16 protein-coding genes are annotated in these 15,865 nt (G+C 70.2%); 12 read left to right on the top strand and 4 right to left on the bottom strand.

Annotated elements, in window-relative coordinates; translation table 11 throughout:
* The first annotated feature begins 123 nt into the window (after window positions 1-123).
* Window positions 124-480: a hypothetical protein gene (locus tag HYV93_22085; protein MBI2528659.1), complete on the top strand. Its 357-nt coding sequence runs from the start codon at window positions 124-126 to the stop codon at window positions 478-480.
* Here HYV93_22085 and HYV93_22080 read toward each other — a convergent pair whose 3' ends face one another.
* Genes HYV93_22080 through HYV93_22070 form a run of 3 tightly spaced genes read right to left on the bottom strand, consistent with a single transcriptional unit; the run spans window position 481 to window position 3,339 of the window.
* Window positions 481-1,536, bottom strand: coding sequence for an alpha-ketoacid dehydrogenase subunit beta (locus HYV93_22080; GenBank protein MBI2528658.1), 1,056 nt, complete (start codon window positions 1,534-1,536; stop codon window positions 481-483).
* Entirely contained in the window at window positions 1,533-2,483 is a 951-nt protein-coding gene (locus HYV93_22075) for a thiamine pyrophosphate-dependent dehydrogenase E1 component subunit alpha (GenBank protein MBI2528657.1), read from the bottom strand. Before HYV93_22075 ends, HYV93_22080 begins: the two co-directional genes overlap by 4 nt.
* On the bottom strand, window positions 2,473-3,339 hold the full coding sequence (locus HYV93_22070; protein MBI2528656.1) for a glucose 1-dehydrogenase: 867 nt from the start codon (window positions 3,337-3,339) through the stop codon (window positions 2,473-2,475). The genes HYV93_22075 and HYV93_22070 overlap by 11 nt, the downstream gene beginning before the upstream one ends.
* A gap of 130 nt (window positions 3,340-3,469) precedes the next feature.
* Here HYV93_22070 and HYV93_22065 point away from each other — a divergent pair, with 130 nt between their 5' ends.
* From HYV93_22065 to HYV93_22020, 10 genes are all read left to right on the top strand, one after another.
* On the top strand, window positions 3,470-3,820 hold the full coding sequence (locus tag HYV93_22065; protein ID MBI2528655.1) for a hypothetical protein: 351 nt from the start codon (window positions 3,470-3,472) through the stop codon (window positions 3,818-3,820).
* Window position 3,821: 1 nt separating this feature from the next.
* Window positions 3,822-4,205 (top strand): hypothetical protein, encoded by a 384-nt coding sequence (locus HYV93_22060; protein MBI2528654.1) that lies wholly within the window; start codon window positions 3,822-3,824, stop codon window positions 4,203-4,205.
* On the top strand, window positions 4,093-5,265 hold the full coding sequence (gene queA / locus HYV93_22055; protein ID MBI2528653.1) for a tRNA preQ1(34) S-adenosylmethionine ribosyltransferase-isomerase QueA: 1,173 nt from the start codon (window positions 4,093-4,095) through the stop codon (window positions 5,263-5,265). Before HYV93_22060 ends, queA begins: the two co-directional genes overlap by 113 nt.
* A complete protein-coding gene (tgt, locus tag HYV93_22050; protein MBI2528652.1) occupies window positions 5,266-6,423 on the top strand; it encodes a tRNA guanosine(34) transglycosylase Tgt in 1,158 nt (385 codons plus the stop codon). It begins immediately after the preceding gene.
* Window positions 6,424-6,429: 6 nt separating this feature from the next.
* Entirely contained in the window at window positions 6,430-6,765 is a 336-nt protein-coding gene (yajC, locus tag HYV93_22045) for a preprotein translocase subunit YajC (protein MBI2528651.1), read from the top strand.
* Window positions 6,765-8,378 carry a protein translocase subunit SecD gene (secD, locus tag HYV93_22040; GenBank protein ID MBI2528650.1) on the top strand — a complete coding sequence of 538 codons (1,614 nt, stop codon included), beginning with the start codon at window positions 6,765-6,767 and terminating at the stop codon, window positions 8,376-8,378. Before yajC ends, secD begins: the two co-directional genes overlap by 1 nt.
* Window positions 8,379-8,390: 12 nt before the next feature.
* Window positions 8,391-9,329 carry a protein translocase subunit SecF gene (secF, locus tag HYV93_22035; protein ID MBI2528649.1) on the top strand — a complete coding sequence of 313 codons (939 nt, stop codon included), beginning with the start codon at window positions 8,391-8,393 and terminating at the stop codon, window positions 9,327-9,329.
* Between the two features lie 42 nt (window positions 9,330-9,371).
* Window positions 9,372-11,519, top strand: coding sequence for a bifunctional (p)ppGpp synthetase/guanosine-3',5'-bis(diphosphate) 3'-pyrophosphohydrolase (locus HYV93_22030; protein ID MBI2528648.1), 2,148 nt, complete (start codon window positions 9,372-9,374; stop codon window positions 11,517-11,519).
* Window positions 11,520-11,591: 72 nt separating this feature from the next.
* Window positions 11,592-11,963, top strand: coding sequence for a metallopeptidase family protein (locus tag HYV93_22025; protein MBI2528647.1), 372 nt, complete (start codon window positions 11,592-11,594; stop codon window positions 11,961-11,963).
* Between the two features lie 267 nt (window positions 11,964-12,230).
* Window positions 12,231-13,133 (top strand): hypothetical protein, encoded by a 903-nt coding sequence (locus HYV93_22020; protein ID MBI2528646.1) that lies wholly within the window; start codon window positions 12,231-12,233, stop codon window positions 13,131-13,133.
* 331 nt (window positions 13,134-13,464) lie between these two features.
* Here HYV93_22020 and HYV93_22015 read toward each other — a convergent pair whose 3' ends face one another.
* Entirely contained in the window at window positions 13,465-13,656 is a 192-nt protein-coding gene (locus HYV93_22015) for a 50S ribosomal protein L28 (protein ID MBI2528645.1), read from the bottom strand.
* Between the two features lie 134 nt (window positions 13,657-13,790).
* Here HYV93_22015 and recG point away from each other — a divergent pair, with 134 nt between their 5' ends.
* Entirely contained in the window at window positions 13,791-15,860 is a 2,070-nt protein-coding gene (gene recG, locus HYV93_22010; protein ID MBI2528644.1) for an ATP-dependent DNA helicase RecG, read from the top strand.
* Window positions 15,861-15,865: the final 5 nt, after the last annotated feature.

Below are 15,865 nucleotides of genomic sequence, written 5' to 3'. Positions count from 1 at the left end.
CGAGGATGACGGCCCCTGGCAGCCCGTGCCGATGAATCGCGGCGTGTGGATCCGTGGTGAGGCCATCCGTACCATCGAGTTCCTTGCATTTCAGGAGTAGAATCCGGTCAGGAGGTTCCCAAGATGACCTCGCCCACGACGTGCGCTCGTGAAGGGCATGAGCCCCTGCCTCCCCGCCCCGCCGACCCCGACGTCCTGGCCTGGGCGAAGAACGACCACCTGGGCTTCGAGATCGTCTACGTCTTCGATGGCGTCGTGCGGAAGTACCGGCCGGACTTTCTCGTGCGGCTCACGACGGGGATCACGCTCGTCCTCGAGGTGAAGGGCCAGGACTCCCCTCAGGACCAGGCGAAGCGGGCCGCGCTGGACGAGTGGGCGCGCGCGGTGAGCCAGCACGGCGGGTTCGGCCGGTGGGCCTGGGCCGTCTCCAGGGCGCCGTCAGACCTGGCCGACCTCGTCCATGGCCAGGCCGCCGCCTGACTACCAAGCCACCATATCGCGGATCGCGGCGGCGATGGCGGCCGGACCGGGCAGCACCACGTCCTCCAGCGGGGGCGGGAAGGGGACGGGGACGCCGGGATTGCCGAGTCGGCGAGGGGCTGCCCTGAGGGCGCCGAACGCGCGCTCGGTCACCAGGGCGATGATCTCGCTCTGGATGCTGCACGTGAGATAGGCCTCGTCCACCACGAGCAGGCGCCCGGTCTTCCGCACGGAGTCGACGATGGTGTCGCCGTCCAGCGGGACGAGCGTGCGCGGGTCGATGACCTCCGCCGAGATGCCCTCCCGCGCCAGCGCTTCCGCCGCGGCCAGCGCGTGGTGCAACGCCACCAGCGTCGCCACCACCGTAACGTCGCCGCCCGCGCGCCGCACGGCGGCCCGGCCGAAGGGAATCAGGTAGTCGGGGTCCTTGAACTCGGGCGGGACAGGCCAGCGCGTCCGGTAGAGCATCTTGTGCTCGAAGAAGAGGACGGGGTTATCGTCCCGGATGGCCGCCCGCATCAGGCCCTTGGCCTCGGCGGAGGTCGCGGGCAGCGCCACCTTGATCCCCGGCGCATGCGCGAACCACGAGTAGAGGGCCTGGGAGTGCTGCGATCCTGCGCCCTGACCGCCGCCGCAGGGGAGGCGGAGCACGAGAGGCACCTTGACCTGGCCGCCGGTGAGATAGCGGAGCATGGCGGCCTGATGCGTCAGCTGGTCCACGGCGACGGAGAGGAAGTCGCCGAACTGGAACTCGACGACGGGGCGCATGCCGCCGATGGCCGCCCCGACCGCCGCGCCCACCACCGCCACCTCGGAGCAGGGGGTGTCGCGGACGCGCTCGGGGCCGAACTCGGCGGCGAGGCCCGTGGTCACGCCGAAGGGCGGGGCGCCGGCGATGTCCTCGCCCATCTGGAACACCGAGGGGTCCCGCCGCATCTCCTCGCGCATGGCCTCGTTGATCGCCCCCCGGAAGCTCGGCCACCCGCGCTCTTCCGGAGGCACCGCGCCGCCCGCCCTGAACAGCCTCCGGTCGAAGGCGCGCCCCCCGGCCGTCATGCCCACAGGTCCTCGAAGGCCTCGGCGGGGTCGCGGAACGGGCTCTGGCGAGCGAATCCCACCGCTGCCGTCACCTCGCGCTCCACCCGGGCCTCCATCTCTGCGCAGGCCTCGGTCGTGAGGAGCCCCTCGCCGAGGAGCCGCTCGCGGAAGCGCTTGATGGGGCACTGCTCCCACGCGGCCGCGATCTCCTCCTTGCTGCGGTAGCTCTGCGGATCGTGGGCGAGGTGGCCGCCGAGCCGCAGGGCTCTGGCCTCGATGAATGTGGCGCCGCCCCCCGCCCGCGCCCGGGCCACCGCGGCGCCGACGGCCTCAAGCACGGCGAGCGGATCGTTGCCGTCCACGACGAGGCCGGGCAGGCCGTAGCCTGCGGCCCGGGCCGCGATGGAGGACGCCTTCACGGCCACCGCCACGGGCTGGGAGATGCAGTAGCCGTTGTTCTCGCAGAGGAGGATGAGCGGCAGCGTCCACATGGCAGCCAGGTTGGCGCTCTCGTGCACGGCCCCCTCGTTGGCCGCGCCGTCGCCGAAGAAGGCCAGGCTGACGCGGTCCGTGCCCCGCATCTTCTGCGCCAGCGCCATCCCCGCGGCCACGGGGACCTGGGCCGCCACGATGCCGCCCATGCCCACGACGCCGCGGCTCATGTCGGTCACGTGGTAGGAGTTGCCCTTGTTGTAGCCCCCGCACCGGCAGTAGAGATCCGCCATGATGCGGTCGGGGTCGAGCCCGCGCGCGACCTGCGGAGCCAGGCCGCGATGGGTGGTGAAGACGAAGTCGCCCGGTCCGAGCGCCGCGCAGGCGCCGGCGGCCACGGCCTCCTGACCGGTGGAGAGCGCCGGCGGGATCCCGCCGATCTCTTCCTGGACATAGGCCTCTACCCATGCCCCCTCGAGACGGCGGATGAGGAGCATGGTCCGCAGCAGCTCGCACTTCCCCTCAGCGTTCAACGCGGCGCACCTCGGATGGCTCGCCCGTGGAGCCCCTGTCCAGCCCCGCGGCCTTGAGCAGGGGGCTGTCGGCGCCGCTGCCGAAGACGGCCGGCCCGCGCGCCAGGAGACCACCGTCCACCACGACGGTCTCGCCCGTGACGAAGCGCGCATCCGCCGAAGCGAGGAAGAGCGCGACGCCGGCCACGTCCTCCCCCCGGCCGACATCCGGCCAGGGCTGCTTGTCCAGGATGGTCTGCTCGGCGGCGGCCTGGCTTCCCCGGTGGAAGAGATCCGTCATCAGCGGGCCGGGGGCGATGGCGTTGACGCGGATCCGGTGGGGCGCCAGCTCCACGGCCACCGTCCGCGTGAGGTTCATCACCGCGGCCTTGGCGGCCGAGTAGCAGTGGGCCCCGCCACCGGCGGCGAAGCCGGCCACCGAGGCCGTGGAGATGATCGAGCCGCCCCGGCCCTGGGCCTTCATGACGCGCGCCCCGTGCTTCATGCCCAGGAACACCCCCCGCAGCAGCACGCCCAGCGTGAAGTCCCACTCCCCGACCCGGGTCTCGGTGATCGGGCCGAAGGCGCCGCCGATCCCTGCATTGTTGAACACACAGTCCAGCCCGCCAAAGGCCTCCACTGCGCCGCCGATCATCGCCTCGACGTCCCGCTCCTCGGCGACGTCGGTCCGGGCGAAGCGGATGGCGTCGCGGTGCCCGCGCGACGCCGCCCGCTCCAGGACGGCCTCGGCGTTGCGCGCGTTGAGATCGGCGATCACCACGCGCGCCCCCTCGTCGAGGAACCTGAGCGCCGTCTCGCGGCCGATGCCGTTGGCACCGCCGGTGATCACCGCGACCTGCCCGTCGAGCCTGCCCATCGAGTCACCCCCCCCGGGACTAGGCGATATCTTGTCGCAAGTGCCCCGCGCCTGACAAGCCAAACCGGCTGTCTCCCGGAGGCCCTCTTGCGGTATAACCGACGAGACCATGGAGAGCGAGCCTGCCCGGATCCTCGTGCTCACGCGCAGGATCGAACGCGCGGAGCTCATCCGCCTCGCCCGGCTCTTCGGCGATATGATCAAGTACGTGGCGGACGTGGAACGAGGGGTCGTCGCCATCGGCGGCGAGCTGCACGCCGACGCCGAGCAGCTGCTCCTGGAGGCGGACAGTCGCCAAGGCGACCTGTGGGGCGCCAACTACTACCCGGGGCGGCGACGCGACGGCTGCATTGAGTTCACGTCGCTCATCAACATCCGGCCTTCGCGAGGGAACCCCGGCATGGAAGTGCAGGACGAAGGGGTGCGGGAGCGGATCCGCGAGTTGACGTTCGCGCTGATCGGCGAGGGGGAGGACCTCTGAGGTGGCGCAGCACGCCTCGCTGACGCCCGAGCGGTGGGCGGCGTTCTCGCTCGACCAGCAGGTGCTCATGATCGGGAACGAGATGAACCGGGCGGGGAAGCTCGTGGAGGCGCGAGACCGGGGGCGGCTGCAGCACTCGTACGAGCGCGTGCTCGAGCTCGCGGACCTGACCATCCAGGTGCAGGCGCGCCGCCCCCTGAGACGGGAGCTGCTCCGGTGGCGGGACCTGATCGCCGCCCTCTACGTGGCGCCGGAGAGCGATGCCGCCGCGCATGTGGCGGCCTTCCGCTGCCTGCTCCGCTTCACGCCGGAGGCCTCGCGGCAGCTCGCGGTGCTGCCGGCGCTCTCGGCCTCCGCCTCGCGCCGGGCCGCCGCGTCCGCATAGGCGCGCCCGGGGTCTTGCCGTGACGGACGCCTCGCTCTTCGACTACCCCCTGCGACCCGAGCTGATCGCCCAGGAACCGGTCTCGCCGCGCGACGCCTCCCGCCTCCTGAGCGTCACCCGTGCGAGCGGGCGCTGGGAGGACCGCAGCTTTCGCGAGCTACCCGATCTCCTGCGCCCCGGCGACTGCCTCGTCTGGAACGACAGCCGGGTGATCCCCGCCCGGCTCCTGGGCACGCTCGCCAACGACGGCCGTGCCGTGGAGCTGCTGTTGCTGCGCGAACAGGCGGAAGGTCGCTGGGAGGCCATGGTCCGTCCCGGCCGCCGCTGTCGACCGGGCGTGAGGCTCGAGCTGGCGGGGGGCGCGGCGCGCGCCGTGGTCCTCGGGCGGACGGGGCAGGGCACCCGCGTGCTGGACATCGACGCTCCGGGCCCGGTGCTGGACCTCCTCGAGCGCCACGGGCTGCCCCCGCTGCCGCCGTACATCGCGCGTCACGCCTCGCCGAAGCCCGAGGACTGGCAGCGCTACCAGACCGTCTACGCGCGCGATCCGGGGTCGGTGGCGGCCCCCACCGCGGGGCTGCACTTCACGCCGGCGCTGATCGAGCGGCTGCGGGCCCGGAGCGTCGAGATCCACGCCGTCACGCTCCACGTGGGCCCGGCGACCTTCAGGCCCCTCGTGGGCCACACCGTCGAGGAGCACCGGCTGGAGGCGGAGCGGGTGACGATCCCCGCTGAGACCGCCGAGGCCGTCAGCCGCGCGAAGGCCGACGGCCGGCTCGTGGTGGCCGTCGGCACCACGACGACGCGCTCGCTGGAGTGGGCCGCCGAGGCGGGGGGAGGCGTCCGGGCGGGGACGGGGGCGGCTGACCTCTTCGTCCGGCCCGGCCATCGCTTCCGCATCGTGGACGCTCTCGTCACCAACTTCCACCTGCCGCGCTCCACGCTGCTCGTCCTGGTGTCGGCCTTCGCGGGCCGGGAGCTGATGCTCGCCGCCTACGCCCACGCCGTCGAGGCGCGCTACCGCTTCTACTCCTACGGCGACGCGATGCTCATCCAGTAGATGGCGGCGATCGAGTTCGCGCTGCTCCGGACCGAAGGCGCGGCTCGTCTCGGCAGGATCCGCACCGCGCGGGGCCCCATCGAGACACCCGCCTTCATGCCCGTGGCCACCCAGGGCAGTGTCAAGAGCCTCTCGCCCACGGATCTCCGCGCCGCGGGCGCGCAGATCGTCCTCTCCAACACCTACCATCTCTTCCTGCGGCCGGGACCCGAGACCGTGCGCGAACTGGGGGGGCTCCACCGCTTCATGGGCTGGGACGGGCCGATCCTCACCGACTCGGGCGGCTTCCAGGTCTGGAGCCTCAGCAAGCTCCGGAAGGTCAGCGAAGCGGGCGTCGAGTTTCGCTCGCACATCGATGGCTCCCTCCGCGCCCTTTCCCCCGAGCGCTGCATCGAGATCCAGCAGGCGCTCGGGGTCGACATCATCCACCCGCTCGACGAGTGTCTCGCCCAGCCCGCCACCGCCGCCGCCACCGAGCAGTCCCTCGGACTCACCCTGCGCTGGCTGGCCCGCTCTGTCGCGGCCCATCGCGAGGGGAACGGCAGCCAGGCGCTCTTCGGCATCGTGCAGGGCGGCACCTTCGACGACCTCAGGCGGCGCTCCGCGGAAGCCACCGTGGCCTTCGGGCTCGACGGCTACGCCATCGGCGGGCTGGCCGTCGGCGAGCCGACCGAACGGATGTACGAGATCGCCGCGCTCGTGGCCGGGCTCCTGCCCGCCGCTCGGCCGCGATACCTGATGGGCGTGGGCAAGCCCGCGGACCTGGTCGAAGCCGTCGCGCGGGGCGTGGACCTCTTCGACTGCGTCCTGCCCACGCGCAACGCGCGCAACGGCCAGGTCTTCACCGCCGACGGGCCCCTCACCATCACGCATGCCCGTTACGCGCGCGATCCCGCGCCGCTGGAGGCCGCGTGCCCATGCGAGGGCTGCCGCGGCTTCTCGCGCGCGTACCTCCGCCACCTCTTTGTGGCGCGCGAGCTGCTCGCCTACAGGCTCCTCTCGCTCCACAACGTGACGTTCTATCTCGGGCTCATGGCGGCCATGCGCCGGGCGCTCGCCGCAGGCGAGTTCGGGGCATTCCGCTCTCGGTTTCTGGGCCGTTATGGGGTAGAATCCGGGGGCGGTTCGTCGGACAGCACGACAGACACGGAGGCCTGAGGCTCTATGGTGGACCTGGCGTATGCGATGGGACAGTCCCCGGGTGGCGGCGGCGCCGGCTCGGTGGCGACTCAGGTCGTCTTCTTCGCGGCCATCTTCGCGATCTTCTACTTCCTCCTCATCCGCCCGCAGCAGAAGCAGAAGCGGGAGCGGGAGGCTCTGCTGCGGGCCGTCAAGAAGGGCGACCGGGTCGTGACCTCGAGCGGGATGCACGGCACGGTCGTGGGCCTCGACGAGCACACGGTGACGCTCAAGGTGTCCGACCAGGTCAAGCTCCAGTTCGACCGGGCGGCCATCGGCCGCATCGTGCCGGCCGCCGGAGAGAAGGAGGGCGCCGCCTGATGCGGCGGCATCTCTGGCTCCGCATCGGCATCGTCGCCACCGTCTTCGTCGCGTCCCTCCTCTACCTCTACCCGCCCCCCTTCGCGCGGGCGTACCTCTACGGGCCGGCCGCGCAGGCGCGCCGCGCCGGGATCCTCCCGTCCACGCTGAACCTCGGGCTCGACCTCCAGGGCGGGATCCACCTCGTCCTCGGCGTGGATCTCGACAAGGCGATCGAGGCGCAGGTGGAGCGCGCCGGGAGCGGGATCCGGGCCTCTCTCGAGCGGAAGGGCATCGCCGTCAAGGACATCCGGCGCCGCGGGACCACGGAGCTCGTGGTGGAGCTGCTCTCGCCCGCGACCTGGGCCGCCGCCCAGCCCACCTTCGGCGAGCTGCCGATGTTCGAGACCAAGGAGACCGATCAGGCCGCTGGCCGCGTGGTCCTCGCGCTGCGGGCCAGGGAGGGCACCGCGCTGCGCGACCTGGCGGTGCGCCAGGGGCTCGAGACCATCCGGAACCGCGTGGACCAGTTCGGCGTCGCGGAGCCCTCGATCCAGCAGCAGGGCGAGAACCGGATCCTCATCCAGCTCCCCGGCGTCCAGGATCCCGAGCGGGCCAAGGCGTTGATCGGGAAGACGGCGCTGCTGGAGTTCAAGCTGCTCGACGAGCGCACCTCGGTGGAGGAGGCTCTTGCCGGGAAGCTGCCCGAGGGCTCCGAGGTCCTCTACCAGAAGCACGTGGACAAGGAGACCCGGCAGGAGCGTCGCGTCCCCTTCGTGATCCAGAAGAAGACGCTGCTCACGGGCGCCGATCTCTCGACGGCCCGGGTCTCCATCGACCAGACCACCAGCGAGCCGTACGTCTCGGTGGAGTTCAATGCGGCGGGGGCCCGGGCCTTCGCCGAGCTGACCGAGGCCAACGTCAACAAGCGCCTGGCCATCATCCTCGACGGCAGCGTGCACTCGGCGCCGGTGATCCGGGAGCGGATCCCCTCCGGACAGGCGCAGATCACGGGGGGCTTCACGACGGAGGAGGCGACGGACCTGGCCATCGTGCTCCGGGCGGGCGCGCTGCCGGCGCCGGTCCAGGTGCTCGAGGAGCGCACGGTGGGGCCGTCCCTCGGCGCCGACTCCATCCGGCAGGGCATCATCGCCATCCTGGCCTCCACGGCGCTGGTCTGCCTGTTCATGCTCGTGTACTACCGGCTGTCGGGGCTGATCGCCAACGTCGCGCTCGGGCTGAACCTGCTGGTGCTCATGGCGGTCATGGCCGGCTTCCACGCCACGCTCACGCTGCCAGGCATCGCCGGTATCGCGCTCACCGTGGGCATGGCCGTGGATACCAACATCCTCATCTTCGAGCGGATCCGGGAGGAGCTGCGCAGCGGCAAGACGGTGCGCTCCGCCATCGACGCTGGCTTCTCCCGGGCCTTCAAGACCGTGGTGGACACCCACGTGACGGTGCTGGTGTCCGGCCTCATCCTCTACCAGTTCGGCACCGGCCCGGTGAAGGGCTTCGCCGTGTCCCTGATGATCGGCATCCTGGCGAGCCTGTTCACGGCCGTGTTCTTCACGCGGCTGCTCTTCGACCTGATCTACACGGCCTCCCGCAAGGTCGTGTCGGTCTCCATCTGACCGGGGACAGGCATGTTCCAGATCTTCGTCGATCCGCGGTTCGACTTCATCGGCAAGCGGCGCTGGGCCTACCTGGCCTCCGTGGTGTTCATCCTCATCGGGCTGGGCTCCATGGTGGCCAAGGGCGGCCTCCGCTACGGCATCGACTTCTCCGGCGGCACCCTCATCCAGGTGCGCTTCGAGCGGGCCGTGCCCGTGGAGCGGATCCGCACGAGCCTCGAGCGGATCCAGATGGGCGAGAGCGTCATCCAGGAGTTCGGCGATCCCCGCGAGTTCATCCTGCGCCTCCCCCTGGCCGAGACCTCCGCCGAGGCGGTGACGCGCCGGGTGCAGGAGGCGCTGGCCGCCGACCAGGCGCTCGGCAAGGCCGAGATCCGGCGGGTCGAGTTCGTGGGCCCGCAGGTGGGGCGCGACCTGCAGGTGCAGGCGCTCTACGCCGTGCTCTGGAGCATGGCCGGCATCCTGATCTACGTCGCCATCCGCTTCGACCTCAAGGGCGGGTTCGCGTCCATCGCGGCCATCGTCCACGACGTGCTGGTCTGCCTGGGCGCCATGTCGCTGACCAACCGCGAGCTGTCGCTGCCCTTGCTGGCCGGCCTGCTCACGATCATCGGGTATTCCGTCAATGACACCATCGTGGCCTATGACCGGGTCCGGGAGAACCGGGGCAAGGGGCTGCGCAAGGGCCAGCCCTTCGCCAACCAGATCAACGCCGCGATCAACCAGACGCTCTCGCGCACCGTGCTCACCGCCCTGACCACGTTCTTCTCGACGGTCGTGCTGTACCTCTTCGGGGGCAAGGTGCTGGAAGATCTGGCCTTCGTCCTCACGGTGGGGGTCATCACCGGGACTTACTCCACCGTCTACATCGCCGGCTCCCTCATCGTGGACTGGACAGGGTGGATGGAGGGACGCTGGCGGGCGAGGAAGAAACTCGTAGCAAAAGCCTGATTTCAGTGGCAAAATTCTAGGTCAACCTGAGGGGGACTTGGGTTGACCGCGCTTGAGAGGCTGATCGAGGAGATCCCGAAGTACCAGCCAGGGGCCGACCTGGACCTGGTCACCCGCGCCTACCGCTTCTCGGAGCAGTCCCACAGGGGGCAGCAGCGGGCCTCCGGGGAGCCGTACCTCTCTCATCCCCTCGAAGTCGCTGGGCTCCTGGTCGCCTTCAAGATGGACGTGACCACCGTGACAGCGGGCCTGCTCCACGACGTCCTGGAGGACACCCAGACCACCAAGCCGGAGCTCGAGCGGGAGTTCGGCCACGAGATCGCCGACCTGGTGGACGGCGTCAGCAAGATCGGCAAGCTGGCCTTCTCCTCGCGCGAGGAGCGCCAGGCCGAGAACTTCCGCAAGATGCTGGTCGCCATGGCCCGCGACCTGCGCGTCCTGATGATCAAGCTCGCGGACCGGCTCCACAACATGCGCACCCTCGGCTACCTGCCGCCCGACAAGGCGCGGAAGGTCGCCCAGGAGACGCTCGACATCTATGCCCCGCTGGCCCACCGGCTCGGCATGGCCAAGGTGAAGGCCGAGCTGGAGGACCTGGCGCTCCGGGCGCTCAACCCGGAGGACTACCAGGATCTCATGCGGCGGGTGGCCAAGCGCCGCCTCGAGCGCGAGGACGAGATCAACCAGGTCATCGCCTTCCTCCAGCAGAAGCTCGGGGAGGTGGGCATCGAGGCGCGAATCAGCGGCCGGCCCAAGCACTTCTACTCCATCTGGAAGAAGATGCACGAGGGCGGGCGCGAGTTCGACGAGATCTACGACCTGACCGCCGTCCGCGTCATCGTCAAGAGCGTGCGCGACTGCTACGGCGCGCTCGGCGTGATCCACTCCCTCTGGAAACCCGTGCCGGGCCGCTTCAAGGACTTCATCGCGATGCCCAAGGTCAACATGTACCAGTCCCTGCACACGACGGTGATCGGCCCCAAGGGGGATCCGGTGGAGATCCAGATCCGGACGTGGGACATGCACCGGATCGCGGAGGAGGGCATCGCCGCCCACTGGCTGTACAAGGAGAAGCGGAGCGAGCGCGACCGGTTCGACGACGCCTTCACGTGGCTCCGCCAGCTCATGGAGTCGCAGAGCGAGGTCAAGGATCCGCAGGAGTTCATGGATTCCGTGCGACTCGACCTCTTTCCCGACGAGGTCTACGTCTTCACCCCCAAGGGGGACGTCAAGGCGCTCCCCGAGGGCTCCACCCCCATCGACTTCGCCTACACCGTCCACACCGACGTGGGGAATCACTGCGTCGGCGCCAAGGTGAACGGCAAGCTGGTCCCCCTCCGTTACACGCTCCGGCAGGGGGACATCGTCGAGGTGATCACCTCGCCCGCCCAGCACCCGAGCCGGGACTGGCTCAAGATCGTCAAGTCCAACCGGGCGCGGGCCAAGATCAACCAGTGGCTCAAGACCGAGGAGCGCACCCGTTCCCTGGCGCTCGGGCGCGAGCTCTTCGAGCGGGAGGCCAAGAAGTTCCGCCTGTCGCCCGCCGCGCTGCTCGCCTCGGACGAGATGCGGCGGCTGATCACCGAGCTGGGATTCCCCACCCCGGACGACTTGCTGGCCTCCATGGGCTACGGCAAGACCTCCGTCCAGCAGGTGCTGGGCAAGCTCGCCCCGGCGGCCGTGCACGACGCCGAGAGGCGCGAGGAGCCGCGCGCCCAGAAGCCGGCGAAGCGGGCCGACGGCGCAGTCCGCATCCGGGGCGTGGACGACCTCCTGGTACGCTTCGGCAAGTGCTGCTCGCCGGTGCCGGGCGACGGCATCGTGGGCTTCATCACCCGCGGGCGCGGGCTCACGGTGCACGCCCGCGACTGCCTGACCGTGGTGAAGAACGTGCTCGACCGGGAGCGCCTCGTGGCCGTGGAGTGGGAGGACGGCTCGCCGACCAAGCGGCCCGTGGGGATCGCCGTCCACATCGGCCGGGACCGCCCCGGGCTCCTGGCGGAGATCACCACGGCGATCTCCTCGCGCCAGGGGAACATCACGAAGGCCGACATCGTCGTGACCGAGGACCGCAAGGGCATCAACCACTTCGTGGTCGAGGTCGACGACCTCCGCCAGCTGCAGGCTATCATGCAGGCCATCCGCGAGGTGAGGGACGTCATCAATGTGGAGCGGGTCCGCGGCCTGTAGCGGGCTGCCCGCCGCGTTGCTCGACGTGCTGCCCGCGCCGGAGCAGGGGACGTCGCCCCGACTCAGGGAGTGATGACCCGCGCCGCGTTCGAGAGGTTGGTGGCCTCCGCCCTCCGCAAGCTCCCGCGCCCCTTCCGCGAGAAGATGGCCAACATCGCCGTGGTGGTCGAGGACTGGGCCGACGACGACACCCTGCAGGAGATGGGCATTGCCCCGCCGGACACCCTCTACGGGCTCTACCGGGGCGTGGACCTCACCCACCGTGACGCCTCCTACGGCAATGTCCTGCCCGACACCATCCACATCTACCAGGGCCCCATCGAGGAGGACTGCGCCGACCGGGAGGAGATGGCCGACCTGGTGCGGGACGTCGTGATCCACGAGGTCGGGCACTACTTCGGGCTGGACGACGAGACCATGGACGACATCGAAGAGGCCTTCTAGCACACCGTCCCGCTGTTCCACCTACTCGTCTCAGCCGGTCCCGCGCAACTTTTTTTGTTGACAGGAGTTTCGTTTGTTCCTATCGTTTCAGCACACGCTGAAACCTATGGAACAAGTGAAAGGATGTCTAAGTCCCGCGACATACGAAGGTTGGCAGCCCAGCGGCTCCGCGATCTCTTCTCGCGTGCCGGCGACTGGCAGGAGGCCCCAGACTTCCAGACTGGCACTCAAGCGGTGGATCTGCTTGTCAGATTCACGTTGGGCTCGGTGGAACACATCGTGATCCTGGAAACCACTCCCCTGGGGCAGCCCAGGCAGATCCGAGCTGCCATTGCCCGCCTCGGCGAACTTCGACGGGAGGTTCCTGGCGCCTATGCCGTGGCCGTGGCGCCCTACATCAGCTCCCAGAGCGCCGCGCTCCTGAAGAAGAGCGGGCTCGGCTATCTGGACCTCTCGGGGAACTGCCACCTGTCCTTCGACAACGTGCTGATCGAGAAGGAGGGAAAGCCCAACCTTCGTCCCTCCACGCGGCCGCTCCGCTCGCTGTTCGCCCCCCGGGCCACGCGGGTCGTCCGGGTGCTCCTGGTTGACTCCCAGCACGTCTGGCGGCTCGAGGAGCTCGCGAAGGCGGCCGACGTGAGCCTGGGCCACTGCCACAACGTGGTGAAGCGGCTGGAGGAGGTGTCGTGGGTGGAGCGCCGGGACCACCAGCGCATCCATCTCGTCAAGCCCGGGGACCTGCTGGAAGGCTGGGTCGACTCCTACGCCTACCGGCTGAACGACATCGAGGCCTACTTCGCTCCGGAGCGGATCACCCGGAAGCTGATCGGCGAGCTCGGGCGGGTCTGTCATGCCGAGGGGCGCCGGTACGCCTTCACGCTGCACGCGGGGGCGGGGCTCGTCGCCTCCAATTTGCGCTTCCCCGCCATCCACTGCTACGTGGAGGGGAGCCCCGAGCCCATCGCCCGGAGCCTCGGCTTCCGGGGTGGCGTCGGTGAGGGCAATGTCTACTTGCTGGGGCCCTACGACGAGGGGGTTTTCTACTCGCCAATCACGAAGAGCGGACTTCCGGTGGTGTGCCTGCCGCAGCTGTACGCCGATCTGTATCACTACGAGCCCCGGGGACGGGAGCAGGCCCTGCATCTCCGGCGCGAGGCGATGGGGTACTAGCGGGCCGGGCGTGACGCGGCGCCAGGAAGGGGGTGAGCCGAACCGTGAAGAAGAAGAAGGCCGTCAAGAAGGGCGGCAAGAAGAAGGCGGTGAAGAAGGGCAAGCGGAAATAGGAGCGCCCCGGGGTATCCGGAACGCTCCGGCAGTCAGCGAATGCTGACGAAAGGAGGTGACAAACCCATGGCGAAGAAGAAGGCGACCAAGAAGAAGAAGAAGTAGCCTCTGTGTTGCTGGGCGGTGGGGGGTGGCGGCCTCCCACCGGCACTCATGCTTCCATACTTCCTGCGGCAGAAGCACAGGGCGGGGGGCGGTGATGTCCCCCGCCCTGCGGCTACACGACTTTCGTGACCTTTCCGGCCTTCAGGCACCGTGTGCAGACGCGGACGCGCTTCACACTCCCGCCGATCTTCGCCCGCATGGACACCAGGTTGGCGAGCCAGCGACGGGTGGTGACATTGTGGGCGTGACTGATGCGGTGGCCGACGGCGGGACCCTTCCCGCAGACGTCGCAGCGCTGAGCCATTCTGACTCCTTGGGGTTCGATTCGGTTGCCGGATGCGGCCCCCTTTTATAGCATGGCGGGTGAGATGAGGCAACCCGGTGGCCGCTAGCCAGCCGCCCGCCCCGACCGCCCGGCCCACCACCCCGGAGGGGCTCGTGCGGCTCGACACGCCGCTCCAGTACCTCAAGGGTGTCGGCCCCCAGCGTGCCCGACTGCTGGGCAAGCTCGGGCTCGAGACCGTGGGCGATGCGCTCCTGCACCTGCCGTCGCGTCACGAGGACCGGAGCCGGTTGGCGCCGCTCGGGAGCGCCAGCGTGGGACAGACGCTGACCTGCTCCGGCACCATCGCCGCAATCAGCCCGCCGCCCCGGGGCCGCTCGCGCGCACCGCTCTTCGTCACGCTCCGGGACGCCAGCGGCCATCTCAACACCCTCTGGTGGGGCCGCGCCTACCTCGAGCGGATCTTCAAGCGGGGCCAGCACCTGATCGTTCACGGCACCGTGAGGCGGGGGCGCGGACGGCCGCTCGAGCTCCATGTCGGCGACTACGAGCTCGTCGAGGACGGTGACGACGAGACGCTGCACACCGGGCGGCTCGTTCCCGTGTATCCGGCGACACTGGGGCTGGCCCAGCGTCCGCTCCGGGCGCTGATGAAGCGCCTGGTGGATGCTTGCGCCGCGGGCGTGCCCGAGCCGTTGCCCGACTCGATCCGGCTGCGCCACGGGCTCGAGCCCCTGGGACGGGCGCTCGCCCAGGGGCATTTCCCCGAGACCGAAGCGACGCTGGCGACGGCACGTCGGCGGCTGGTATTCGACGATCTCTTCCTGCTGGAGCTGGGCCTCGCCATCCGACGCCACCGGGAGGGCCGCCGCCCCGGCCTGGCGATGAAGCCGCCCGGCGTGCTGGCCCGGCGGCTGCTCGGCTCGCTGCCGTACCGGCTGACGGGGGCCCAGGAGCGGGTGTGGACGGAGGTCCGCACGGACATGGCGCAGGCGTTCCCCATGAACCGGCTCCTCCAGGGGGATGTGGGCTCGGGGAAGACGGTGATCGCCTGCCTGGCCATCCTCACCGCCATCGAGGCCGGCTTCCAGGGGGCGCTCATGGCGCCTACCGAGATCCTGGCCGAGCAGCACTGGCGCACGGTATCGGGGCTGCTCGGCCCCCTCGGGATCCGGGTGACGCTGCTGACGAACGCGACGCGCGGCAAGCCGCGCCAGGCGCTGCTCGCCGCGCTGGAGGCGGGCGAGACAGGCTGCCTCGTCGGCACCCACGCGCTCGTGCAGGAAGGGGTGAGCTTCAAGCGGCTGGGGCTGGCGGTGGTGGACGAACAGCATCGCTTCGGCGTGCTGCAGCGGGCGACGCTCCGCGGGAAGGGACAGAGCCCGGACGTGCTCGTCATGACGGCCACGCCGATCCCGCGCACGCTGGCGCTGACGGTCTATGGCGACCTCGACGTGTCTGTCCTGGACGAGATGCCGCCCGGGCGGCAGCGGGTCGGGACGGCCATCCGCGACGAGACGGAACGTACGAGGGTCTACGCCTTCCTGCGCCGGGAGATGCAGGCCCGGCGGCAGATCTACGTCGTCTACCCGCTGGTCGAGGAGTCCGAGGCCACGGACCTCCGCGCCGCCACCGAGATGGCCGGACGCCTCCAGCAGGAGATCTTCCCCGAGTTCAGGGTCGGGCTGCTCCACGGGCGGATGAGCGCGGCCGAGAAGGATCGGGTGATGGCGGAGTTCAGGGCCGGCGCCATCCACCTCCTCGTGTCCACGACGGTGATCGAGGTGGGCATCGACGTCCCGAACGCCTCGGCGATGGTGGTGGAGCACGCCGAGCGCTTCGGTCTCTCCCAGCTCCACCAGCTCCGCGGCCGCGTCGGGCGCGGGCCCTGGAAGAGCTACTGCGCCCTCATGAGCCAGGGGGCCTCCGAGGACGCGAGGCGCCGGCTCCAGGCGATGGTCGCCACCAACGACGGCTTCCGCATCGCCGAGGCCGACCTCGAGCTCCGTGGCCCCGGCGACTTCTTCGGCACCCGCCAGTCAGGGCTGCCCGAGTTCCGGGTGGCCGATCTCCTCCGCGACGCCGGCATGCTCGAGGAGGCACGCAAAGAGGCCTTCGCGCTGGTGGCCGCCGACCCGCATCTCCTCCGCCCCGAGCACCGGGCCCTGCGTGCCGCGTTGCTGGCGCGCTGGCGCGGCAAGCTCGACCTGGCCAGTGTCGGGTAAGGGGC

It is taken from the genome of Candidatus Rokuibacteriota bacterium, assembly GCA_016188005.1.
Taxonomy (GTDB): domain Bacteria; phylum Methylomirabilota; class Methylomirabilia; order Rokubacteriales; family CSP1-6; genus UBA12499.
This window is presented reverse-complemented; position numbering and strand designations above follow the sequence as displayed.